The sequence below is a fragment of the Lachnoanaerobaculum sanguinis genome, from assembly GCF_033242365.1.
Classification (GTDB): Bacteria; Bacillota; Clostridia; order Lachnospirales; family Lachnospiraceae; genus Lachnoanaerobaculum; species Lachnoanaerobaculum sanguinis.
Window position 1 is genome coordinate 194,204 of record NZ_BTHK01000001.1, and the last position, 24,871, is coordinate 219,074.

Annotated in this window: 23 protein-coding genes and 2 pseudogenes; 2 read left to right on the forward strand and 23 right to left on the reverse strand. The window is 35.2% G+C overall.

Translation table 11 applies throughout. The annotated features are described in order from the left end of the window. Positions 1-260: 260 nt before the first annotated feature. Entirely contained in the window at positions 261-2,003 is a 1,743-nt protein-coding gene (locus tag SBH76_RS00975; RefSeq protein ID WP_317976455.1) for an Rqc2 family fibronectin-binding protein, read from the forward strand. A 22-nt stretch (positions 2,004-2,025) separates the two neighbouring features. Here the strand turns inward: SBH76_RS00975 and mgtA are convergent, their stop codons facing one another. From mgtA to SBH76_RS01005, 6 genes are all read right to left on the reverse strand, one after another. Then, a complete protein-coding gene (mgtA, locus tag SBH76_RS00980) occupies positions 2,026-4,719 on the reverse strand; it encodes a magnesium-translocating P-type ATPase (RefSeq protein WP_317976456.1) in 2,694 nt (897 codons plus the stop codon). 1 nt (position 4,720) lies between these two features. Beyond that, positions 4,721-5,719, reverse strand: coding sequence for an NAD(P)H-dependent glycerol-3-phosphate dehydrogenase (locus SBH76_RS00985; RefSeq protein WP_009663973.1), 999 nt, complete (start codon positions 5,717-5,719; stop codon positions 4,721-4,723). A 2-nt stretch (positions 5,720-5,721) separates the two neighbouring features. After that, a complete protein-coding gene (gene plsY, locus SBH76_RS00990; RefSeq protein WP_317976457.1) occupies positions 5,722-6,354 on the reverse strand; it encodes a glycerol-3-phosphate 1-O-acyltransferase PlsY in 633 nt (210 codons plus the stop codon). Further along, a complete protein-coding gene (gene der / locus SBH76_RS00995) occupies positions 6,354-7,685 on the reverse strand; it encodes a ribosome biogenesis GTPase Der (RefSeq protein ID WP_009663943.1) in 1,332 nt (443 codons plus the stop codon). Before der ends, plsY begins: the two co-directional genes overlap by 1 nt. Then, complete coding sequence (locus SBH76_RS01000) at positions 7,678-9,048, reverse strand: DUF512 domain-containing protein (RefSeq protein ID WP_317976458.1); 1,371 nt, start codon at positions 9,046-9,048, stop codon at positions 7,678-7,680. Before SBH76_RS01000 ends, der begins: the two co-directional genes overlap by 8 nt. A gap of 134 nt (positions 9,049-9,182) precedes the next feature. After that, positions 9,183-11,471 (reverse strand): glycoside hydrolase family 2 protein, encoded by a 2,289-nt coding sequence (locus tag SBH76_RS01005; protein WP_317976459.1) that lies wholly within the window; start codon positions 11,469-11,471, stop codon positions 9,183-9,185. A gap of 305 nt (positions 11,472-11,776) precedes the next feature. On the opposite strand from SBH76_RS01005, the gene SBH76_RS01010 reads away from it, so the two are divergent. Next, entirely contained in the window at positions 11,777-12,952 is a 1,176-nt protein-coding gene (locus SBH76_RS01010; protein WP_317976460.1) for a ribose-phosphate pyrophosphokinase, read from the forward strand. Between the two features lie 61 nt (positions 12,953-13,013). Here the strand turns inward: SBH76_RS01010 and SBH76_RS01015 are convergent, their stop codons facing one another. The 17 genes and pseudogenes from SBH76_RS01015 to SBH76_RS01095 form a co-directional block, all read right to left on the reverse strand. Continuing rightward, a complete protein-coding gene (locus SBH76_RS01015) occupies positions 13,014-14,669 on the reverse strand; it encodes a nucleoside kinase (protein ID WP_331678061.1) in 1,656 nt (551 codons plus the stop codon). After that, positions 14,648-15,673, reverse strand: coding sequence for a branched-chain amino acid aminotransferase (locus SBH76_RS01020; protein WP_282670294.1), 1,026 nt, complete (start codon positions 15,671-15,673; stop codon positions 14,648-14,650). The genes SBH76_RS01015 and SBH76_RS01020 overlap by 22 nt, the downstream gene beginning before the upstream one ends. 9 nt (positions 15,674-15,682) lie before the next feature. Continuing rightward, the gene (prfA, locus tag SBH76_RS01025) at positions 15,683-16,753 is read right to left on the reverse strand and encodes a peptide chain release factor 1 (RefSeq protein ID WP_034211643.1); all 1,071 of its coding nucleotides are present in this window, start codon (positions 16,751-16,753) and stop codon (positions 15,683-15,685) included. A 25-nt stretch (positions 16,754-16,778) separates the two neighbouring features. After that, the gene (gene prmC / locus SBH76_RS01030; RefSeq protein ID WP_317976461.1) at positions 16,779-17,612 is read right to left on the reverse strand and encodes a peptide chain release factor N(5)-glutamine methyltransferase; all 834 of its coding nucleotides are present in this window, start codon (positions 17,610-17,612) and stop codon (positions 16,779-16,781) included. A gap of 1 nt (position 17,613) precedes the next feature. Further along, complete coding sequence (locus tag SBH76_RS01035; protein WP_034211645.1) at positions 17,614-18,540, reverse strand: DUF1385 domain-containing protein; 927 nt, start codon at positions 18,538-18,540, stop codon at positions 17,614-17,616. Between the two features lie 76 nt (positions 18,541-18,616). Next, entirely contained in the window at positions 18,617-18,823 is a 207-nt protein-coding gene (gene rpmE / locus SBH76_RS01040) for a 50S ribosomal protein L31 (protein WP_007592480.1), read from the reverse strand. A gap of 99 nt (positions 18,824-18,922) precedes the next feature. Beyond that, on the reverse strand, positions 18,923-19,408 hold the full coding sequence (locus tag SBH76_RS01045; RefSeq protein ID WP_317976499.1) for a hypothetical protein: 486 nt from the start codon (positions 19,406-19,408) through the stop codon (positions 18,923-18,925). 140 nt (positions 19,409-19,548) lie between these two features. After that, positions 19,549-20,565, reverse strand: coding sequence for an ORF6N domain-containing protein (locus SBH76_RS01050; RefSeq protein ID WP_317976462.1), 1,017 nt, complete (start codon positions 20,563-20,565; stop codon positions 19,549-19,551). A 109-nt stretch (positions 20,566-20,674) separates the two neighbouring features. Beyond that, positions 20,675-20,977, reverse strand: coding sequence for a hypothetical protein (locus SBH76_RS01055; RefSeq protein WP_317976463.1), 303 nt, complete (start codon positions 20,975-20,977; stop codon positions 20,675-20,677). A 37-nt stretch (positions 20,978-21,014) separates the two neighbouring features. Then, a pseudogene (locus SBH76_RS13785) lies at positions 21,015-21,318 on the reverse strand (RNA 2'-phosphotransferase); the annotation flags it as partial. A gap of 109 nt (positions 21,319-21,427) precedes the next feature. After that, on the reverse strand, positions 21,428-21,919 hold the full coding sequence (locus tag SBH76_RS01065; RefSeq protein ID WP_317976464.1) for a hypothetical protein: 492 nt from the start codon (positions 21,917-21,919) through the stop codon (positions 21,428-21,430). A gap of 21 nt (positions 21,920-21,940) precedes the next feature. Then, positions 21,941-22,141 (reverse strand): annotated as a pseudogene (locus tag SBH76_RS01070) (hypothetical protein); the annotation flags it as partial. A 10-nt stretch (positions 22,142-22,151) separates the two neighbouring features. After that, a complete protein-coding gene (locus SBH76_RS01075) occupies positions 22,152-22,568 on the reverse strand; it encodes a hypothetical protein (protein ID WP_317976465.1) in 417 nt (138 codons plus the stop codon). Positions 22,569-22,617: 49 nt separating this feature from the next. Beyond that, entirely contained in the window at positions 22,618-23,103 is a 486-nt protein-coding gene (locus SBH76_RS01080) for a hypothetical protein (protein WP_317976500.1), read from the reverse strand. 42 nt (positions 23,104-23,145) lie between these two features. Next, entirely contained in the window at positions 23,146-23,826 is a 681-nt protein-coding gene (locus tag SBH76_RS01085) for a hypothetical protein (RefSeq protein ID WP_317976466.1), read from the reverse strand. Between the two features lie 12 nt (positions 23,827-23,838). Then, on the reverse strand, positions 23,839-24,189 hold the full coding sequence (locus SBH76_RS13720; protein ID WP_331678065.1) for a hypothetical protein: 351 nt from the start codon (positions 24,187-24,189) through the stop codon (positions 23,839-23,841). Positions 24,190-24,365: 176 nt separating this feature from the next. Continuing rightward, entirely contained in the window at positions 24,366-24,854 is a 489-nt protein-coding gene (locus tag SBH76_RS01095; protein WP_317976467.1) for a hypothetical protein, read from the reverse strand. Positions 24,855-24,871: the final 17 nt, after the last annotated feature.

Here is a 24,871-nt window from a genome sequence, read left to right on the forward strand (position 1 = left end):
CCTCACTTATTCTTAGGCAATGCCTTCTATTTTTATAGACAAAACTGCTTTTATAATATCACAATAATGCCTAAAACTCAATGTCCTTATTATATACCCTATGTCTGAACTTATTATATACCCTATGTCTGAACCTACTCTAAAAGCAAAGTTGAAATTTAAAGCATAAATATATATACTGTAATATATCATATTTGCCCTATAAATGTAGGCGATACAAATAAAGAATACTTAAATACAGTTAAGAATAGAGGTATACAATGGCTTTTGACGGTATAGTCATATCAAATTTATCATACGAGCTTAATACAAATCTTGTTGGCGGAAGAATATCAAAGATATCAATGCCTGAGGAGAATGAGCTTATTTTTACAATAAAGAACAATGCAAAGACATACAGACTTTTAATCTCTGCAAGTGCTTCACTTCCGCTGGTTTATCTTACCGATGTAAATAAACCGGCTCCAAAGGTTGCTCCGGCCTTTTTAATGTTGCTTAGAAAGTATATAGGAACGGCAAAAATAACCGATATATTTCAGATGGGCCTTGAGAGAATACTCTGCTTTAAGCTTGAACATTTAAATGAACTGGGTGATCTTAGTCATAAACGCATGTATGTGGAGATAATGGGTAAGCATTCCAATATAATCTTTACCGATGAAAACAATAAAATAATTGATTCTATCAAAAGAATCTCCGCAAATATGAGTTCTTTAAGGGAAGTACTTCCGGGAAGGGAATATTTCCTGCCTGATGAATTAAAGAAAAAAGATTTATTAAATACGGAACTTGAGGAGTTTATAGAGATTTTAAAATCAAAGGAATATGCTCTGTCAAAGTCAATTTATATGAACTTTGCAGGTATCAGTCCGCTTATAGCTGAGGAAATAGTTTTAAGAGCTTCGCTCCCCTCACAGGCTCCTTCCACATCTCTTAGTGAACTTGAGTATACTCATCTTTTTCATACAATAAGGAATTTACTTGATGATATAAGCTCTCACAACTTCTCACCGAATATAGTATACAGAAAAGAAGAAGCGCTTGAGTTTTCTTGTGTTGAGCTGTATTCATATGACAGTGAGGAATATAAAAAGGAATCATATGATTCTGTCAGCAAGATGCTATATGATTTCTACTCTTCCAGAGAAGCCTTTGTGCTTAACAGGCAAAAGAGTTCGGATCTGCGACGTATTGTAAATACCGCACTTGAAAGAGCAAGTAAAAAGTATGATTTACAGGAAAAACAGCTTCAAGATGCAGATAAAAAGGATATCTACAGAGTATACGGAGACCTTTTAAATACTTACGGATACAGCCTTAAAGGAGGAGAGAGCTCCTTTACAACAGAGAATTTCTACGATGATAATAAAGAAATCACTATTCCGCTTGATAAAAACAAATCGGCAAAGGAAAATGCAAAGAAATACTATGATAAGTATGCAAAGCTTAGCAGGACTACAAAGGCGCTCAGCGAAGAGATTTTAAATACAAAAAATGATATTGAGCATCTTCTCTCCATACAGACCGCACTTGATGTTTCAAGTGATGATGAGAGTCTTTCACAGATTCGTCAGGAGCTTGTAGACTTCGGTTATATAAAAAAACATTCTTCCGGTAAACAAAAAAAGAGTACATCTCATCCATATCACTATATTTCAACTGACGGTTATGATATATATGTGGGTAAAAATAATTATCAGAATGAAGAGCTTACCTTTAAAGTAGCTATCGGAAATGACTGGTGGTTTCATGCCAAAGGAATACCCGGTTCTCATGTAATTTTAAAATCAAACAATGAAGAGGAACTTCCTGACAGAGCTTATGAAGAAGCCGCCGCACTTGCCGCTTTTTATTCAAAGGCAAAAGATGCAGATAAAGTGGAAGTAGACTATATTCAAAAGAAAAACATAAAAAAAGTTGCAGGTGCCGCTCCCGGCTTTGTGATTTACCATTCCAACTGGTCAATGGTAGCCACACCGAAGGCGGATCTACAACAAAAATAATTTTTAACGGCTTTGTTCACTGTTACAACCACTCTTTGTGATAGTGAATATAAGCCTTTTTTACTGCTGTTACAAGTATCATGTATGCCAGTACACATGGCAAAAGAAATAAAAAGAATGATAAAGGCAATGATGAAAATCCCAGTACTTTACCAAGCAGAGTAAACGGAATAATTGTAATAAAAATTATTCCGAAGAAGTTCAGTAATGTAAGCTGTGCGGAGGCACGACTTTGTATAAACGGAAGCTTCACAGTACGAATCATATGTATAACCAATGACTGGCTCCACATCGACTCTACAAACCATCCTGCCTGAAACATTGCCACATAAGAAGCTCTTATCATATTAAGCTCATCACCGGTAAAATGACTTGCAAGATTATTATATGTCACTCCATGGCTTACAAAATGCGGGCAGAAAACAAAATACATAAATGCAAATGTTGCAAAGTCAAAGATTGAACTTGTAGGCCCTATCCATACCATAAATTTGCCTATACTTGAAGCGTCCCATTTTTTCGGTAACTTAATAAATTCTTCATCAACATTATCCCATGGAATAGCACTGCAACATGAGTCATAAATCAGATTCAACAAAATAAGATGCATACTCTCCATAGGCAGGAAAGGCAAAAGTGCACTGGCACCCAAAACTGAGAACATATTTCCGAAGTTTGATGAAGCCGTCATCTTAATGTACTTTATCATGTTTGCAAATGTCTTTCGTCCTTCTATGATTCCGGACTCTAAAACCATAAGATCCTTTTCAAGAAGTATAATATCTGCAGACTCCTTTGCCACATCCACAGCCGTATCCACAGAAATTCCGATATCCGCAACCTTCATTGCCGCCGCATCATTTATTCCGTCACCCATAAAGCCTACCGTATGTCCGTTATCTCTAAGTACCGATACCACTCTTGATTTCTGACTTGGAGTAAGCTTTGCAAATACGTCTGTTATCTCTGCCGTTTTCTTAAGCTCTTCATCGTCCATCTTTTCAATATCACTGCCAAGCAGCATATTTCTTACTTCAAGGCCGACCTGCTTACATATTGTTTTTGTAACTTTTTCATTATCACCTGTAAGAATCTTTGTTCTGACTCCATGCTCTTTCAGCGCTTTTATGGCATTTGCGGCCGACTCCTTAGGCGGATCAAGAAATGCCAGATAGCCCATAAGAATCATTTCAGTTTCATCTTCAACATTACAACTTTGCTTTTTTATATCTTTTCTGGCAATTGCAAGCACTCTGAATCCTTTTTCATTAAGTGTGTCTGCTGTTTCCAGAATTCTTTGTCTAAAGTCATTTGTTATAGGCTGAACATTTCCGTTGTATTCCGCAAAAGAACATATAGAAAGCATTTCTTCAAACGCTCCCTTTGTAACCATTTTTATAGTACCTGCATTATTTTGTACTACAGTAGTTAATCTTCTTCTATTAAAGTCAAAAGGTATCTCATCAATTTTTTTGTAGTTTTCCGACAAATCAATAAGTTGTGAGTCGTTTTCCTCTTCTTCCTCAGTCCTTTGAATTATGGCAAGGTCCATAAGATTCTTATAACCTGTCTGAAAGTAGCTGTTAAGATATCCGTATCTGAGTACTCTTGAATCCTCATCTCCCTTTATATTCAAATGATACTCAAGTACTACTCTGTCCTGAGTCAATGTGCCTGTTTTGTCTGTACACAGAATATCCATAGCTCCGAAGTTTTGTATAGAATTCAGATTCTTTACAATAGTCTTCTTTTTACTCATTGATACAGCACCTTTTGCAAGGCAACTTGTTACAATCATAGGAAGCATTTCAGGTGTCAATCCTACCGCAACCGATATGGCAAATAAAAATGCCGATATCCAGTTGCCCTTTGTTACTCCGTTGATAACAAAGACTAAGGGTACCATTACAAGCATAAACCTGATAAGTACCCATGAAACCGCATTGACTCCCTTTGTAAAGTTTGTTTCCACAGACTCACCGGATATTGCCAAAGTCATTGAACCGAAAAGCGTATTGTCTCCGACCGCTATAACAACTGCAGCGGCACTTCCCGATATAACACTGCTTCCCATAAAAGCTATATTTGTATATTCTGTGATATTGTCCTTCTTTTCACAGACACCGGCAAGCTTTTCTATAGGTTCGCTCTCACCGCTTAAGCTTGATTGACTGACAAAAAGATCCTTTGCTTCTATTATCCTTACATCGGCAGGAATCATATCACCTGCCGAAAGGTAAACTATATCACCTACTACAGCTTCATCCAAAGGAATTTCTATATGATTTTTATTCTTTCTTGTCACGGTACATGTGGTTTTAATCATAGCAAGCAGCTTCTCTGCGGCATCACCGCTTCTGCCCTCCTGAATGAACCTAAGTACACCGGACACAAATACCATTGTTAAAATAATAATTACGGTAATAGGATTAAAATCCTTTTTTGTATTTCCGAACATATGCAGTAACGGAAATACAATATCCGTTACTGTAGATACAACAGCTAAACAAACAAGTACGACTGTAAAAGGATTTATAAAAGCTTCCTCCAGCTTTTTGGCAAGTGACTTTTTCTTTTCCTTTTTTACCTTATTTGCTCCATACTTCTCCCTGTTTTTTTGAACAGCTTCTTCACTGAGTCCTTCTAAATCCGTACCAAGGTAGGATTTTATATCCTCAAGCGAGTTAGTTGCCATGTAATCTATATTTTTATTCATCTTACATCCCCTTGATACTCTCCGATATCCTGTCTCTAAGCATCAGTGCATCCACCGCCTGCTTAGGATCCTTATTTTCAAAAAGTACGGCATTTACCTCATCAACAATAGGCATACAGATATTATATTTATCTGCCAGTGCCTTGGCAGCTTTTGCGGAATATACGCCTTCCACCACCATTGCCACTTCTTTCATAGCCTCATCCATGGTCTTTCCCTGTCCCATAAGCATACCGGCTTTTCTGTTTCTGCTGTGCTTACTTGCACAGGTAACTATCAGATCACCGATACCTGACAACCCGTAGAATGTCTCTATTCTGGCTCCCATAGCTGTACCGAGTCTGCTTATTTCAACAATTCCTCTGGTAATAAGAGCAGCCTTGGCATTGTCACCATAGCCAAGTCCGTCTGAGATACCTGCCGCCAATGCTATAACATTTTTTAGTGAACCGCCAAGCTCAATACCCAACATATCTGTAGAAGTATATACTCTGAATACCGGACTCATAAATACAGACTGAATCAGCTCAGCAGTCTTTAAATCATTTGCTCCGGCTACACATGTAGTAGGCAGAAGTCTTACCACCTCTTCAGCATGGCTTGGCCCTGAAAGTACTGCTACATTTGCATTCTTTATTTCATCCAAAATCTGCTCTGTAAGTATTTCAAGAGTATTTTCTTCAATACCCTTTGCAACATTTACAATGATTTGTCCTTCTTCATAAAACGGTGCCATTCTTTTCGCAGTACTTCTTGTGAAAATTGAAGGTACTGAAAGCACACAAATCTTGGAGCCTTCCATAGCAACTTCCAAATCAGTCTCAAATCGAATCGCTTCATCAAATACAACACCCGGAAGATTTTTATGTGTACGGGTTTCTCTAAGTTCCTTTATCTCGCTTTCAATTGCAGACCATACCTTTATACTATGCCCGTTATCAAATAGGAGTCTTGCAAGTGCCATACCCCAAGTACCTGAACCAATAACTGAAATATTCATTTTCACACCTTTTTCCCTATTTTATTCTCAGTCCCACTAAGTAATCTTTTAATATTTGCCCTATGCATAAATATTGATAAAAATCCGATAATAACTATCAAAAGTCTAAACTCCATAGGAGAACTTCCATCTGTAAATCCATAGCTTGTCTTTACCAACATATGTGACATACCTATAAAAATAATCATTACAACTATCGATGCAAGTGATACATATCTTGTTATAGCAACTATCAAGATAAATACAGCCAGACAAACAAAAGCAATTCTATAGTCAAGAGCCATTATTATACCTGCTGTGGAAGCGACTCCCTTTCCACCCTTAAATCCAAGATAGAAAGGGAAGTTGTGACCAAGTACCACACCAAGTCCAATATAAAGCATGTATACATAACTTAAACTTACATTATCTCTAAAAATATATCTTACAACCAAACATGGGATCAAAGATTTACAAAAATCTCCAAAAAAAACTATAAGTCCCGCTTTTGGACCAAGTACCCTAAGAGTATTTGTAGCACCTGCATTTCCTGAACCGTAATTTCTTATATCCATCTTATTGAGCTTTCCGAATATATATCCCGTCTCAATATTTCCGATAAAATAACCTATTATTAACAGAAGAATTCTAAGCATTATTTGGCGTCCTCTCCTCTTTCTCTGATAATAAATCTTATAGATGTACCCTTAAATCCGAAGGCCTCTCTAATCTTGTTCTCCAAATATCTTTGATAGGAGAAATGCATAAGTTGCTTTATATTTACAAAAATAACAAATGTAGGCGGCTTTACCGCTACCTGTGTGGTATAGAATATTTTTAATCTCTTACCCTTATCAGACGGCGGCTGCTGCATTACTGTAGCTTCTGAGATTATCTCATTTAATACACCTGTCTGTATTCTAAGTGTCTGATTCTCTCTGACAATATCTATCATTTCAAAGAGCTTTTGAAGTCTCTGACCGCTTAGTGCAGATATAAAGACAAACTCCGCATATGGCATAAATGAAAGTATTCTCTTTATATTATTTGTATACTCATAAATAGTCTTATTATCCTTTTCAACAAGATCCCATTTATTTACAGCAACAATAATACCCTTACCCTTGTCATGTGCAATTCCTGCAATCTTTGCATCCTGTTCTGTAACACCCTCATTTGCATCAATGACAAGTATTACCACATCAGCTCTGTCTACAGCTGTTACAGTTCTGATTATTGAATATCTTTCAATATCCTCTTTTACCTTTGATTTTCTTCTAAGACCTGCTGTATCTATAAAAACATACTCCTGTTTATTATTTACAACCACAGTGTCTATGGCATCTCTGGTAGTACCCGCAATATCCGATACGATTACTCTGTTTTGACCTGTAAGTCTGTTTATAATAGATGATTTACCTACATTCGGCTTTCCGACTATGGCAATTCTAGGTCTGTCATCATCCTCCTCATCCTCAGTGTCCTTATGTTTAAAATGTGCCGCCACAGCCTCAAGCAAATCACCTATTCCAAGTCTGGATGCGGCTGATACCGGTATCGGATCTCCTATTCCAAGATTGTAAAACTCATATACATCATTTCCGAATTTAGCCATTGAATCAACTTTGTTTACAGCAAGTACAACAGGCTTTCTTGATTTTCTAAGCATATCACAAACCTTAGAATCGGAATCCACCAGTCCTTGACGCACATCTGTAATAAATACAATTACATCTGCCGTCTCAATAGCTATCTCAGCCTGTTCTCTCATCTGTGAAAGTATAATATCACTGCTGTCCGGCTCTATACCGCCTGTATCTATAAGTGTAAAATTCATATTTAGCCATGTACAATCAGCATATATTCTGTCTCTTGTCACTCCCGGGGTGTCCTTTACTATGGAAATCGGCTCCCCTGCTATGGCGTTAAACAATGTAGATTTTCCTACATTCGGCCTGCCTATAATGGCAACTACGGGTTTACTCATTATTAACTCCTTTTTCATATGCCTTATAGGCATTTTCTTCTATATACTTATCGGAAACTATTGCATTAACCAGATCATATCCTGACTGACCGACAATAACCGTTTTGACATTTAATTCTCTTTCAATATCGGTTCTGGTCAAATCATCCAGCAATACCTCTTCTCCGCTTCTAAACATATTTACCGACAATAATAATCTGTCACCAAGTTCCTTACCCTTTAACTGATTTATTATATCAACTCCGGTTAAAAGTCCTGCCACAGTGATTCTTTCTCCAAAGAAATCATTTCTTATAGTATAGAAATTTATCTTCTTCGCAGGGAACCTTTTTTCAATCTTTTTTGCAAGCTCCTTCATGGAATGTGCAGGCAAAATGGCTGTTGCAATACTTATAACTTCTTTCTTTTGTATATCTTCTTTATCTATTTGCAAGGTTTCTATCGCATCTTGTACTTCCTCACTCAGAAGTCTAAGCATCCCTACTCCGTTTTCAAGCTGTATATATCCGTCATAGGTATCTTCACCCGGCATTTCTCTTTCTGCAATCAGATAAAATTCATCACTTGCCTGTGCAAAATGCATATTACATTTTTCCATAGCTTTTCTTTGAATATCCTCTATGATTTCTATAGTCTCTATTGCTTTTGCTTTATCGACAAGCGACAGTCTGGGTAAATCGTCTCTAAATTTTGTAATACCTACCGGCACTACGGATACACTCTCCATTGTAGGAGCATATTTTAATAAATCGTTTAATGTGCGCTTTAACTCTTTGCCGTCATTATAACCCGGACACATAACCACCTGTCCGTTCATAGGAACATTCTTCTCATATAACTTATCTATATATCTGAGTGATTCTCCGGCAAAGCGATTGTGAAGCATTTTTTTTCTAAGTTCAGGATTTGTTGTATGTACGGATATATTTATAGGGGCAAGATTAAATCTGATTATTCTGTCTATATCTGCATCCTTCATATTTGTGAGTGTTACATAATTGCCCTGTAAAAAGGAAAGTCTGGAATCATCATCTTTAAAATAAAGCGTCTCTCTCATTCCCTGTGGCATCTGATCTATAAAGCAGAATATACAGTTGTTTGTACAGGATTTATAATCGCTCATAAGTCCCTCTTCAAACTCAAGTCCTATATCTTCATAGTCATTTTCAATATCCAGCTCCCACTCTTCACCGTTTGCCTTTTCAATCACCATGGTGAACTCTTCGGCATTTATATAATATCTATAATCTAATACATCTTTTATTTCATTGCCGTCGATAGATATAAGCTTATCTCCCGGCTCTATTTCCATCTCCTCGGCTATAGACCCTTTGGCAACGCTCTTTATTATATGAAAATTCATCTTACTCCATTCATTTGTAAATAGTAAATGACCATAATCATTACTCTTGCTCTCTTATAATAACAATCTCACATATGTTTGTAAAGTAAAGAAAGCTACTACTTTTTACGGTAACAGCCCTCTTAAACAAATATTTATTTCTTTATTCTCTGCAAATTCTTATTTATAAGTGCAAGTACCTGTTCAGGATCCACCTTATCAGGACTGAAGAATGAAGACTTTTCTTCTACAAGCATGCCACCCATTATACCAAGCATGCTCTTTTTAACCTTCATTGTTCCAAATTGATTTACAATAGATACCAATATATCTCCTGCTTTTTCATTTCTGACTACATCTTCCACAGTATCCTTTATGCTGAAATATTCAGGATTGTACTCAATCTTTTTAACATCAAGACTTTCCTTGTCCATATCCTCAAACCGGTTCTTAACTTCTTCAGCTTCTTCTTCATCCGCAGGTCTTACATATCCGGCAAAAGGCTTCTTTTCTCTGACAAATGTGGTTCTGTCTGATATTTCTTCATCATCACTTATGCCTACCGCCTTTATATAATTTGCACCCATATTAAGGCTTACATTCTCAAATATAAAAGTCTTTTTCCCTTCTTTTTCGCCAAGGTCAGTGCCGTTTACAAACAACTTTACCTTTTCCATATTTGAATAGATCTTTATATTTATCTTTTCATCACTTCTGATGGCAAATCTCTTGCTTGCGATGTGAACAAATTTCTCATCTGACCAATATGCCTTATATACATAGAAAGCGTCTTTTTTTATTTTTCTGTCTATGGTTACAAGACCTTTATTGTTTCTGCCCTTAACACCACCTTCATCTCTCATATCACAGCCGAAGTCAAACATATTCCAAACATATGAGCCCCATATCTCAGGTCTTTCAGCAAGAAGCTTTGCCATATGCTCATGATACTGTGCCTGATACTCCTCACTATAATCCTTACATTCAGGTGTATTGGAATGCCAGCTTATAATACCCTCACAACCATACTCTGAAAGTCCTACAGCTCTGTTTGGATGCATAGCTCTAAATTTATCAAACCATACTTCATTATCTGTATACTTTCCGCCATACCATCCAAAGTATAGATTGTATGCCAGTATATCTGTGATCTGATTGTGATCTGAATCCATAGGAAGCATTGATACCTGAGCCATTGTTGTAAGTCTTGTTTTATCAATACTCTTTACAAGTTCATCCAGCTCTCTCAAATTATCTGCAAGTCCGGGAATATCTCCCGCAATCGTTATCTCATTTGAAATTCCCCAGAAGCATATACTGCTATGATTGTAGTTTTGATAAATAAGCTCTTTCATCTGCTCCATAGCATTCTCATGTGCCTTTGGATCCTTATTCATTCCGGATATAAAAGGAATCTCAGCCCATACTACAAGTCCGTATCTGTCACAAAGCTCATAAAAGTAATCATCCTGCTGATAATGTGCCAGTCTTACACTGTTGGCACCTACGTCCATTATCAGGTCATAATCGTCAAAATGGTCAAGCTCTGCAAGTGCATTACCCTTTCCAAGTCTGTCCTGATGTCTGCTCACACCTCTAAGAGGTAGACTCTTTCCATTTAAGAAAAATCCCTTTTCAGGGTCTACATAGTACTCTCTGATACCATGATTTACCTCTACATTATCAAGTACTTCATTATGTCTTACAAGCTTTACACTCAATTTATAGAGGAACGGATCTTCTACACCGTTCCAAAGATGAGCATCATCTATCTTCATGCTCAGCTTTGTTATCTTCTTTGCAGGTGCGACAACAAAACCTACATCCTCATAACTGTCACCATCTTTTACCTCAACCGTTACCATATCCGATTCGTCCGGATCTTTTACATAGGCGGTAATGTCAATTATTGCATCATCACCGTCTATCTTTGAAGTAACAGAAACTCCGCTTCCTGCATAATATTCTATATCAAATCTTGTCTTAGGCACCGATATAAGACTTACATTTCTGTATATACCACCATAGAATGTAAAATCAGCCATCTGAGGATATACATCGGAATGATTGGCATTATCCACTTCTACAGCCAGCATAAGAGCGTCTTTTTTTTCAAAGAATCTCGTGATATTAACTCTGAATCTTGAATATCCGCCTCTATGCTCCTGTACAAACTCACCGTCAATATATACTCTTGCTATAGAATTTACGCCTTCAAAATTTAAGATAAAATCACTCTCAGGTGATACAAGCGGTCTGATAAGCTTCTTTACATATACAGCTTTTCCTTTATAGTAGTCATTTCCGCCGTCCTGTCCGTCAAAACCGTTATAGGTATGGGGAACATTGATCATATCAAAGCTCTCATCTATTATAAGTTTGTCGGTGACTTCAATATTCTTTTTGAAAAGCCAGTCCTTATTTAAATCATCTATGACTCTCATATATTTCCCTCCCAATTATAGTATCATTATTTTATAGATGAATTATAACAAGAAAATTCATTAAAAAATACTCTCTTTCAGCAAGAAATCATTCTTTCAATTTTTGAAATAAATTGTATACATAACATTGTTAGTTTTTAAACAATTTCTATTTAAAAATCAAATTTTTATAGTCAAGAGATTGAAAGTTATATTGTTGACTTCATATTTTTAATAGTGTATAGTATCTTCGTAAATGAATAATAATATTTGTAATAGTTTATTTTTTATAACTCTTACAAGTCTTAAGTACCTAGGAGAAAGAAATGCCAAACGATTTTGTTTTTAGAGATCAATTGCCTATAGCGCCTCTAAAGATTGCCGCTCTTGAAAGCTGCTATGATTTTGCCAAGAAAGTCAATGATTATATTGTTGAGTTCAGAAGAAATGATACTACTGAGCTTATGAACAGTAAAATGGACTTGCATTACAGGGGCTATGACTGTGATAATTATCTTCTTGATATTGCCTGTCCAAGATTCGGTTCAGGTGAAGCCAAGGGCATAATAAAAGAGTCAGTTCGTGGTACAGATGTATTTGTAATGGTGGATGTATTAAACCACTCTCTCAGCTATAAGCTGAACGGTTTTACAAATTATATGTCACCTGACGATCACTATCAGGATCTTAAGAGAATTATCAGTGCAAGTATTGCCAATGCAAAAAGAGTCAATGTTATCATGCCTTTCTTATATGAGAGCAGACAGCACAAAAAGACAAAAAGAGAATCCCTTGACTGTGCTCTGGCACTTGCGGAACTTGTGGATATGGGCGTAAGTAATATTATCACATTTGATGCTCATGATCCGAGAGTACAAAACTCTATTCCTCTTACAGGATTTGACAATTTCATGCCTACATATCAGTTTGTAAAAGCATTATTTGCAAATGTACCGGATTTAAAGGTAAATAAAGACGATATGATGATCATAAGCCCGGATGAGGGTGCTATGAACAGAGCTGTATATCTGGCAAATAACCTTGGTGTAGATATGGGTATGTTCTATAAGAGACGTGATTATTCAAAGGTAATCGACGGCAGAAACCCTATAGTTGCTCATGAATTCCTTGGAAGCAGTGTGGACGGCAAGGATGTTATTATCATGGATGATATGATTTCTTCCGGTGAAAGTATGCTTGATACTGCAAAAGAGCTTAAGAAGAGAAACGCAAAGAGAATAATTATCTGTGCTACATTCGGACTTTTCACAAACGGTCTTGATAAATTTGATGAGTTCCATAATCTAGGACTTATAGACTATGTTTGTACTACAAATGTACATTACAGAAATCCGGAGCTTCTTACAAAGCCATGGTATCTTGAAGCAGATATGACAAAGTATCTAGCCGCTATTATAAACTCATATAACCATGATGTTTCAATAGGTAAGAGTCTCTCACCTACAATGAAAATACAAAATTTTGTATCAAAATTTAAATAATGATAAGGGGATGCCCGGAAATAAGCGATTTTACTTCCGGACATCCCCTTTTGAATTTTTTTTATACGTTAAATGTACTTCCACCTATAAATTCTCTTAAAATAGAATTCGAAGGTACATTATCACTTGGTATACCGAGGAAATAGTCAAGGAACTTTAAAAGTCTCTTTGCCTCAGGGTATTCCTTGCTGTCTTTTTGTACACTGAATAATACCGGCTCAACATATTGCTTTATAACCGCAATCTCGTAGTTTAGAGCCGAATTGAAAGTGGCATCCGCACTGCTTTGATATGGGAAAATATACTTTTCTTCCCCTCTTCTTACAGAATCCCACATTGAAATTGTCTTTGTAGGTGAAGTGCCTCTCTTTCTGACATCTCTTATCATTCTTCTGAGTAATCTGCCGTCTGTAGTAGGTATACGATTGTGCTCGTCTATATTTAATTGAGTCAGTGCACTTATATATATCTTATATCTGCTGTCCTTAGGCAATCTGTATGAAAGTTCATCATTCAAACAGTGTATACCCTCTATAACGAGAATATCATCCTTGCCAAGCTTCAAGAAGTTTCCGTTGTATTCTCTCTGCCCGATTTTGAAATTAAAGCTTGGAATCTCCACTTCTTCCCCGTTCAAAAGAGCCAACATATCTTCATTAAACTTTTCAATATCCATTGCACCCAGACATTCAAAGTCAAGCTCACCATGTTCATCTCTCGGTGTATCTTCTCTGTTCTTAAAGTAATTGTCCACCTCAAGCGGGTGAGGTTTTAATCCGTGAGATCTTAATTGTATACTGAGTCTATGTGAAAATGAAGTCTTTCCTGATGAAGACGGACCTGCAATCATAACAAGTTTTACATTGCCTCTTTTTACGATATCATCCGCAATATCTCCAATCTTCTTTTCCATATATGCTTCAGAAATAAGGATCATTTCATTAGTCATACCGTTTGCAATCATCTCATTTAGAGAACCTACATCGGCAACTCCCATATCTTCAGCATTCTTACTGGCATTATTAAGCTCATTAAAGATTTTTTCTTCAGGTACAAACTCTTCCACCACTTCGGGATTATCCTTCTTAGGTATGATAAGAACAAGACCGTCCTTGTATTTTGTCAGGCTGAATTTATTTACAAATCCTGTCGAATAAACAATATAGCCGTAATTATAGTCTATATAGTCCTCAAGCTTATATATATTTACTCTGGACACTCTTCTAAACTTAAAAAGTTTTTCCTTTTCAAAAAAACCTGCATCATGAAATATCCTTATCGCAGTATCGGTATGAACACTCATCTTCTCTATTCTGATATTTTCATCGACAATTTCTCTCATCCTGCTGTCTATCTTTTCAATATCAAACTCAGATTCACCGTTCATTCTGATAAACAGTCCGTTTCCGGTAGAAAATTCCACAATAGGTTTTATATTCTCACCATATATATCTTTAATAGACTTTAAAAGTATAAGTACAGCACTTCTTTCATATGTGGAACGCCCGATAGCATCACTTAAAGTAACAAATTCAAGTTTTATATCGGATTTTAAGGTCTTATGCAGCTCCTGCAATTTAGAGTCTACCTTGACTAAAAGTGCCTTTTTCTTATGCTCCGTTACTATATCAAAATAACTTGTATTCTCTTCATATTCAAATACTTCGTTGTTTATATTTACTTTAAACTTTTTCATTATTTTATTTTTCTTATCCATCCCTGTGGTGCTTCTATTTCGCCCATCTGTATTCCTGTAAGGGTGTCATAGAGTTTCTTTGTAATCTCACCCATTCCTTCCATACCGGCAGGTAAGCTTATTACTTCTTCTCCTCTGTAGATTCTTCCTACAGGTGAAATAACTGCTGCAGTACCGCAAAGTCCCGCCTCTTTGAATTCCTTTATTTCGTCAAAGGCAACCGGTCTTTCCTCTGTCTTAAGTCCAAGATAATGCTCTGCAACATAAAGAAGTGATCTTCTTGTAATTGAAGGCAATATTGAATTTGACTTCGGTGTAACTACCGTATTATCTTTTGTAATAAAGATAAAGTTTGCGCCTCCTGTCTCTTCGACATAAGTTCTTGTAGCCGCATCCAGATACATATTCTCATCAAATCCGTTTCTATGAGCTTCCATAAGAGGATGTATGCTCATAGCATAATTAAGCCCTGCCTTGATATGTCCCGTACCTCTCGGTGCTGCTCTGTCAAACTCACTTACAGTAATTGTGATAGGCTTTGCACCGCCCTTAAAATAAGGGCCTACAGGTGTTACAAACATTCTGAACTGATACTCTGCAGCCGGCTTAACTCCGATTACAGGTGATGAAGCAAACATATAAGGTCTTATATAAAGTGTTGCTCCCGAACCGAAAGGAGGTACCCACGCTTCATTTGCAAGTACTACCTTGTCCACCGCTTCAAGGAATCTCTCCTCATCAAACGGCGGCATCTCAAGCCTTTTAGCTGAATCATGCATTCTCTTTGCATTTAGATCAGGTCTGAATGTAACTATATGTCCGTCCTTTGTTCTGTATGCCTTTAAACCTTCAAAAACTTCCTGACAATACTGTAAAATACCTGCCGACTCATTTATCGTAACATTTGAGTCTGTCAGAAGCTCTCCATCATCCCATTTTCCGTCTTTAAAATTGCTGACATATCTGTAATCAGTAATTCTGTAGTTGAAACCTATATTTCCCCAATCTAAATCCTTTATTTCCATGATAGCCTCCTATTGTTCATTAAGTTTTGCAAGTTTTGCAGCCTGATCCGCCGCAATACAGCCGTCTATAAGTTCCTGAATGTCTCCATTCATTATCTTATCAAGTTTATATAAGGTAAGATTTATTCTGTGATCTGTTACTCTTCCCTGTGGGAAGTTGTAAGTTCTGATTTTTTCCGATCTGTCACCTGTACCGATCTGGCTTCTTCTGTCAGCCGCTTCCGCACTTTGCTTTTTCTCAAGCTCTATCTCATAAAGCTTTGATCTAAGAAGTGCAAATGCCTTTTCCTTGTTTTGTAACTGGCTCTTTTCTGTCTGAGAGTAGATAACAATACCTGTGGGATAGTGAGTAAGACGAACTGCAGAGTCTGTAGTATTGACACACTGTCCACCGTTTCCGCTGGCTCTCATAACGTCTATTCTGACATCATTCATATCAATCTGTACATCAACTTCCTCAGCCTCAGGCATTACAGCAACAGATGCTGTAGAAGTATGTATTCTTCCGCCCGACTCTGTCTCAGGTACTCTTTGTACTCTGTGAACTCCCGACTCATACTTAAGCTTTGAATAAGCACCCTTACCGCTTACCATTGCCACTACTTCCTTATATCCGCCTATACCGTTCTCATTAACATCAATCATCTCGACCTTCCAGTTTTGAGATTCCGCATAATGAGTGTACATACGATACAATTGCATAGCAAACAATGCCGCCTCGTCACCGCCTGCTCCGGCTCTGACTTCCAGCATTATATTCTTATCATCATTAGGATCTTTTGGCAAAAGCAAAATCTTTAACTTTTCGGAAAGTTCCTCTTCCAGTCTCTTACCCTCGGCAAGCTCTTCCTTTGCCATCTCCTTCATTTCTTCATCATTCATCTCAAGCATTTCAAGTGCATCCACCTGTAATTGCTTTGCTTTTTTATATTCTCCGTAAGTTTCCACCAGCGGCGCAAGATCCGATTGCTCCTTCATCAGCTTTCTGAATCTGTTCTGATCATTTGCCACATCGCCGCTTGCAAGCTCCGCCATGATTTCATCATAATGTACTACTATATCTTCTAAATTATCAAACATCTTTTCCTCTTATGATTTATTTTATTTAACTGTATATTATCGCTACCCTGTCTAAATTTGCCAGGTCCTTTTTTATCACTACATTTTTGCCTTCAAACAAAGCTCTTATATCATCCGCTTCATCATAGCCTATTTCAAGAGCCAATACTCCGTTGTCTGCCAAATAGTCCTCATAGTTTTCGGCAATTATTTTATAAAATTTCATGCCGTCAGCATCTCCGTCAAGCGCAAGCCTAGGCTCAAAATCCTTTACTTCATTTTCTAAAGTATCTACAACATCGCTCTGTATGTACGGCGGATTGGATACTATGATATCATATTTAATTTCAGATGTTAAGCTTGAAAACATATCGCTCTTTAAAAAATTGATATCCAAATCCAGCTCTTTTGCATTTCTTTTTGCAACTTCAAGTGCCTTATCCGATATATCCAGAGCATCAACTCTGTCAAATTCTCCAAGCTTTTTCAATGCAATAGCTATAGCTCCCGAACCGGTACACATATCAAGTATTCTTTTACTCTTATCTTTTTTTGAAAGCGCTAAAACTTCTTCAACCAGTACTTCCGTATCAAATCTCGGAATAAGTACATTCTCATTGACATAGAGTGGAAGTCCGCAAAAATATGCCTTATTTAAAATATACTGTATAGGCATATGACCAAGCCTTTTTTCCACATATTCATTCAATTTATCAAGCTTTGATATATCCTCTATCTCATCATACTTATACATCGTCCATTTTGAAAAATCAAAATCGAATATCTCGTATATAAGCAGGAGTATATTCGATTTTGCATCCTTGAAGTTTTTTTCTTCCAACAGCTTTACATATTTATCAAAAACTTCAATATATTTCATATCAGAAGTTTTCCTCCAGGTACTCTCTCCAGTCAAATACCCTTTCAACTGCTGCAATAGCTACCTCAACCATATCAGGTGTAGGTTCCTTAGTGGTAAGTCCCTGCATCCAAAGTCCCGGTTTACTTATAAGATTTACAAGCCAGAAATCACTTCTTCCTGCAATTCTTAAAAACTCATAGCTTACTCCGGCTATAACAGGTACAAGAACAATTCTGGATAACGCTCTAAGCCATATGGTATCAACTCTGATTACCATAAAGAAAAGTATACTTATCATCATTACGATGATAATAAAGCTTGTACCGCATCTCTTATGCTCTTTTGAGCTCTTCATAACATTTTCCACATTAAGCTCAAGACCATGTTCAATACAGTTTATACATTTATGCTCCGCTCCATGGTACATAAACGTTCTTTTAATATCTTCCATTCTTGATATCATTTTTATATAGAAGATAAATATTGCAATTCTTATTATTCCCTCAAAAATTGCAATTACATAGTAATTATCAATTTTCAACTTGATAATATTACTGAGAAGCATCGGCAGGACCATAAAAATAGCTATGGATGCTATTACTGAAATAAACATCGTAACACCCATTATCACTTTATCCAGCTTATCTCCAAAAATTGCTATCAGCTTTTCTTCAAACTTTGAAGGCTTTGAATCCTCATCATCTTCAAAAAAGCTTGCTGAATATGACAGTGTTTTCATTCCCAAAACCAATGAGTCTATAAATGAAAATATACCTCTAAGGAACGGAAGTCCCAATATCGGCATTCTTGTAGTTAAGCTCTCATATTTATCTTCCATTACCGCAATTGTTTTATCCGGCTTTCTTACAGCTGTAGAATATCTGTCACCGTTTTTCATCATGATGCCTTCTATAACAGCCTGTCCGCCTATTCCTGAATATTTCATATTTACTCCGTAATCTATTTAAAAAGAGCCAGACACCTGCCTGACTCCCCCTAATAAATAGTATTTCTTTATCTTATTATTCAGCCTTAACACCATATCTACGGTTAAACTGCTCGATACGACCACGTGCCTGAGCTGATTTCTGCTGACCTGTATAGAAAGAATGGCACTTAGAACAAATTTCTACGTGGATATCTTCCTTTGTTGAACCTGTTACAAATGTGTTACCACAGTTGCAAGTTACTGTTGCCTGATAATAATTTGGATGTATTCCCTGTTTCATAATTCACCTCTTTTAAAAATTTAACGGTTACATAAAGTAGACTCGTTACAAAGTACATCTTAGGATAGCATAAATGAAGATAAATTGCAAGAGTGTAATTTAGAATGTTTTAGGATCCTCATACATCCAAGTCTCATTCCATGGTACCTTCGCATATAACTTATCTATATCATCCTTTGTATAAAAATATTTCTCCATAAACACATCTTCCGGAAACAATTTAAAATATCTATGCAGGAATTCCAGTAATAATCTGCCTCTACCTGAAATATCTTCAAAGTAAAGGTAATCAGGTACTTCTTCTCCCATACTTGGAATATATTCTCCAAGCTCTATTTCCACATTAGGAAAGAAGTAAATTATAATATTGTCATTATCATCTAATGAATCAAATTCGTTCTCATCCCACTTTCTTATCGACTCATCATTAAAAAAACTCACAGTTGAATATACTCTTTCACCTGAAGTAATATTCAACTTATTACTTGAATAAAATCCCATTTCTGTAAATATATCAATTATTATATCCAAGTCTTTTTCTGTTACATATTTACCTTTTCTAAACAGTGATCCTGATGCTCCCATTATCTTAATATCCTCCCTAATTCTCATTGTCTCGGAATAATTTTATTCCAGCCTATCTTGTACAGAAATTTGTGACTGGTGTTAGATTTTTACTTCTACCGCCCTTGTAAGTGTATGTGACTATTTATTATGCACCTATATTAAATTTTCAAATCTGTATTTTTTAGTAATTCATCGAACATGGAATGATACATATACAAATTTAATTCTTCTATCTTGGTAATACTTGATATTTTGTTTCCTGCATCTTTTGATGATGAACCGCAATGATAAACCATCTCATTTTTCGTGTCATAGTCTATTGCAATATACCTATCATGATACTTTTTACCCGCCACTTTCATCTTGAGCTTAATATTAGGGTAATCTTTTCTAAAATCATTTAGGATATTTTTTGTCAGCATATCCTTGTTTTTCACATTATCGCTAAATATTATGATTTCTACACCATCTTTTGCAGCTCTAAGAAGTTCTAATGTTTTTAGACCGATATAGTTATCTACAACATAAATACTTTTCTTTGCAGATTTATATATCTTAGTATAGGCAAGGTCAGCTTCTATCTTATCTCCATTCATCAGCAGGAAGTGCTTGTATGTGTCCGGATCGATGAAATTATCCATCACATTTTTCAAATCTTCCTTTGTTGCTAAAGTATTAATTTTATCCCCTAACTTTGTTATTTCCTTTGAATGCTGCATAATGTCATTTGTATTTTGGTTTGTCTGTACTGCTATTTGCAATAATTCTTTTGAAGCAATAAAGTCTTGATTTTCGATAATAAAATCTTTCATCTGCTTAAACATTCGTATTAAAGCCTTACTTTGCTTAACAGCAAGTTCTCCTCTTAATACAGTCATGAGCATGTAAATTCCCTGTTCCGTAAAGGCATAAGGTAATTTTCTACGACCGCCCCAACTTGATGTCGATTTTTTCGATATCAAGTTTTCAAACTCTGCCTTAGTCAATTGGAACATAAAATCTTCATCAAATTTTTCAGCATTGTTTTTTACTTGTTCGTTAAATCTTGTAGTTGTATAACCATATATTTCAGCAAGTTCAAAATCAAGCATAACCTTTTGATTTCGAATATAATAAATCTTGCTTTTTATTGTATTTTCGTCTATAACTACAATCTCTCTATTTTGTTCGGCCACAAAATAATACCTCCAGTATATTTTTAAGTCAACAGCCTGTAACCACATGTCTTTAGCATATTCAACACATTCTAATTGATATAATTATACCAAAAATATAGGCTTTTTTCTATCTCTCAGTTTCCCTATGGCTATTGTCTTTCTTTTTGTAATGATCCTTTGTCCATGATTTTTGCCTATCTTCTTTGGCAATCTGCTTTTGAAATTCTTTAGTGGCAAGTCTGGTACTTGGATTTTCTCCTCTTGCGATTGCCTTTTGATAGACTATCTCTATTTCAATATTGATGTCTATATCAAACTCTTTGTTTACTTCTCCTACCACATATTTGATATGGTTAATCCGGTCTACTTCTTTTTTAATATCTTTCTGATAAAAACTTAAGTGAGATATTTCTGTTTGTAAATCCACCATACATTAGGCTCAGGCATATTATATATTGCGTCAATACTTATAATTTCCTTATATAACACGTTGGTATTTTATCTGCCAGCCATACTTTTTCATTGCCATGATAAAATACCACTCCATCATCATATGCTCTCTTAGAATCAATTTCCAATATACATGGACTCTTGTCACGCCTAAGTCCTACTTTTTTTGCTGTATCTACATCGGCTGACAGATGTACATATTGTCTGCTTTTTTATACTTTCAATAAATCTCCTTGCAGTACCATGATATAATTTATCAGGCGGAATCTTCGTTTACTTTACTATATGCATCGGTATGGAATGACCGTACATAGCTCTTATATATCATCTATAGCTTCTTTAAACCAATCTATAAGTTTATCAACTTTTTTAGTAAAGAAGAGCTGTTAGATATAAAACAGCTCCTCTTAAAAAATATCAATAGTATAATTTAGAATGTTTTAGGATCTTCATATGCCCATATTTCATTCCATGGTAGTTTTGCATATAACTTATCTATATCATCCTTTGTATAAAAGTACTCCTCCATAAATACGTCCTCAGGAAAAAGCTTAAAATATCTATGAAAAAACTCCAACAAAAGTCTTTCTCTACCGGATATATCATCAAAAATAATATAACTTGGCACTGTTTCTCCCATGCTTGGAATATAGTATTTATGTGATTCTTTTGGCTTCGGGAAAAAATAAATTATAATATGATCATTATCATCCAGCGAATCCCATTGATAATCGTTATCATCCCATCTTCTTCTCCAATGTTCATTAGTGAAGCTGATACTAAAACTTTCGCCTGTACTTAATTTTTCTTTATCTTTACCACCTGCATAAAACTTCATCTTTCTAAATATATCAATTATTATATCCAAGTCTTTTTCTGTTGGATATTCACCTTTCCTGAACAGTGATGCTGACGCTCCCATTATCTTAATGTACTCCCTAAATTATTTTTTAGTATTTACTCTTCTTTTGTATGTATCAGGATTTTTGTAAATCCACCCTGCATCCGGTTCAGGCATATTATATATTGCATCAATATTATGTTTCCTGAATGTATAACCGTTATCCACATAGAATGCGGTATTTGGGTATTCCTCCATATATCTGTGTACTATTTCCAATATGATAAGTTCTTTTCCAATCATACTTCTTGATTTAGGATATGATATCAAACTCCAAAGATCCGACAACATATATCCTATCATTAACACCATATTTTACTTTACTTTCAAACTCAACCAATATTTCCTCATCGCATATATTTGTTTTGGCATAAAGTGAAAATTCATTTACAATCTTTTTTACTTCTACTGTCGCTCTTATATCTGAGGAATGTCTATGTGGCTGTTCAAACATAAGTTCACCATTTTTAATATAAGAGCCTGTTACTAAATCTATTCTGATTTTACCTTTTATTATATTTCCAACAAACCTTAGTTCAGATTTCTTGCCATCATCTATATATTCTTCATATTCCAAAAAATGTACTATAATCTTATTTTTGTCCTCCATTTCAGTATCAACAAATCTATCATAGCCGAACGTACAGATATTAATAATTTTCAAATTCATAATACTTTCTATTCCTCATACCTTTTTATAAATTTACTCTTTGATTACTTTAAAAAGTTTTAGGATCCTCATACATCCAAGTCTCATTCCATGGTACCTTCGCATATAACTTATCTATATCATCCTTTATATAAAAGTGACTTCGCCTAAATACATCTTCCGGAAACAATTTAAAATATCTATGCAAAAATTCCAGTAATAATCTGCCTCTACCTGAAATATCTTCAAAGTTAAGGTAATCCGGTACTTCTTCTCCCATACTTGGAATATATTCTCCAAGCTCTATTTCCACATTAGGAAAGAAGTAAATTATAATATTGTCATTATCATCTAATGAATCAAATTCGTTCTCATCCCACTTTCTTATCGACTCATCATTAAAAAAACTCACAGTTGAATATACTCTTTCACCTGAAGTAATATTCAACTTATTACTTGAATAAAATCCCATTTCTGTAAATATATCAATTATTATATCCAAGTCTTTTTCTGTTACATATTTACCTTTTCTAAACATTGACGCTGATGCTCCCATTACCTTAATATCCTCCCTAATTCTCATTGTCTCGGAATAATTTTATTCCGGCCTATCTTCAACTTGTACAGAAATTTGTGACCACTTTCTTACAATTATCCACTTATCCTCTGTTATCATTCTTAGTGTATCGGCATCCACTTTTCTAATCTCTTCAACCGAGTTGAACTGCTCACTATACACTATATTATTATTGTGAGAAATTGATATGTTGACTTTATGTTCATATATCGATAAATCAAAAATCATTTTAAAATCTTCTGTTTGATAGAAATACTGTAATCTACCATCTTTCTCAGTCCCAATGACTGTAGGATCTGATTCAAAAAATTCAAAAAAATCAAATTCATCAAATAATATAGATATTATTGAAGTCTTAGTATCACTATTATGGTTAGTTTCCTTATTCTCTATAATAGCAGATATCTGTGGAAACTTATTTAAAACTATATTTTCTAAAAGTCCAACTATTCTAAGTGTTGCTTCATCTATTTTGATAATTTCTACAATATTATCAATTTTCTCCCTATACAAAACATTATTATTATATCCAATGTATACAGAAACACACATCTCATAAATAGATATGAAAATAGAAATTTTAAAGTTATCTCTAACATAAATATATCTACACTCACCAGCATCTTCTTCACCAATAAATGATGGATTGCTTTCAAAAAAACTTAATAAATCAAATTCGTTTACAAGTATGCTTGTATACATATCTTATCTCTCCTATTGTTTCATAACCGTAATAACTTTACCCGAAAAATCTGTAATCACCTTTATATCATCCGTTATGTATGTAAGAGTGCCTGGTTTATTTCCTATAAATGGTTTTGTTGATAATATTGCATTTTCAACAACACTTGGAGGTATATCTCTTGGTTGCACATAGGCTATAATTTCATCAATATATTCATCGCTTCCCACTACATAACCTTTAGATTTAGCCCTTTCAAAATAATACTTTCTCTGTTCCCATCCTGAACTTGCAAAATCATGGATTCTTTGTACCCTTCCGTCTTTGTCGATATCACAGTAAACTATATCATCATTGTCACCTCTTCTTGCAAAGGGAACCAACTTTCTGTCCGGATATCTTTCTTGTAATCCAAACGGATTATTATTTCTGAAAGAAGCTTTTCAATTGTAAATGAATGAATTACTACAATTTATAAATTTATCAACTTTCTTAGTAAAGAGGAGCTATATGATATAAAGCAGCTCTTCTTTAAAAAACTTATACTACGAAGTATAATCTAAAATGTGCCGGGATCCTCATAGCACCAATTTTCATTCCATGGTACTTTTGCATATACCTTATCTATATCATCCTTTGTATAAAAATAATCTCCCCAAAATACATCTTCAGGAAACAGTATGAAATATCTATACAAAAACTCTAATAATGTTTTTTCCCTTCTGAGCATATTGTCAACTAAAAGATAATATGGTGTATATTGTTTCATACTTGGAATATATTCAAAAAATGAATCCCTTGCATTTTTGTAAAAATAAATTATTATATGATCATTATAATCCATACAATTTTCTTGATAATAGTATCCTTCCCACCTTTTTATCCAGTCATCATTTACAAAACTTAAAACCCAACCACTATCTTTTTCATCTAACTCACTTTTCCCACGGGCAACAAAATTCATATCCTTAAATATGTTTATGATTATATCTAAGTCTTTTTCTGTTACATATCTACCTTTTCTAAATATAGCTGCTGATTCACTCATTATTTTAATAACCTTTC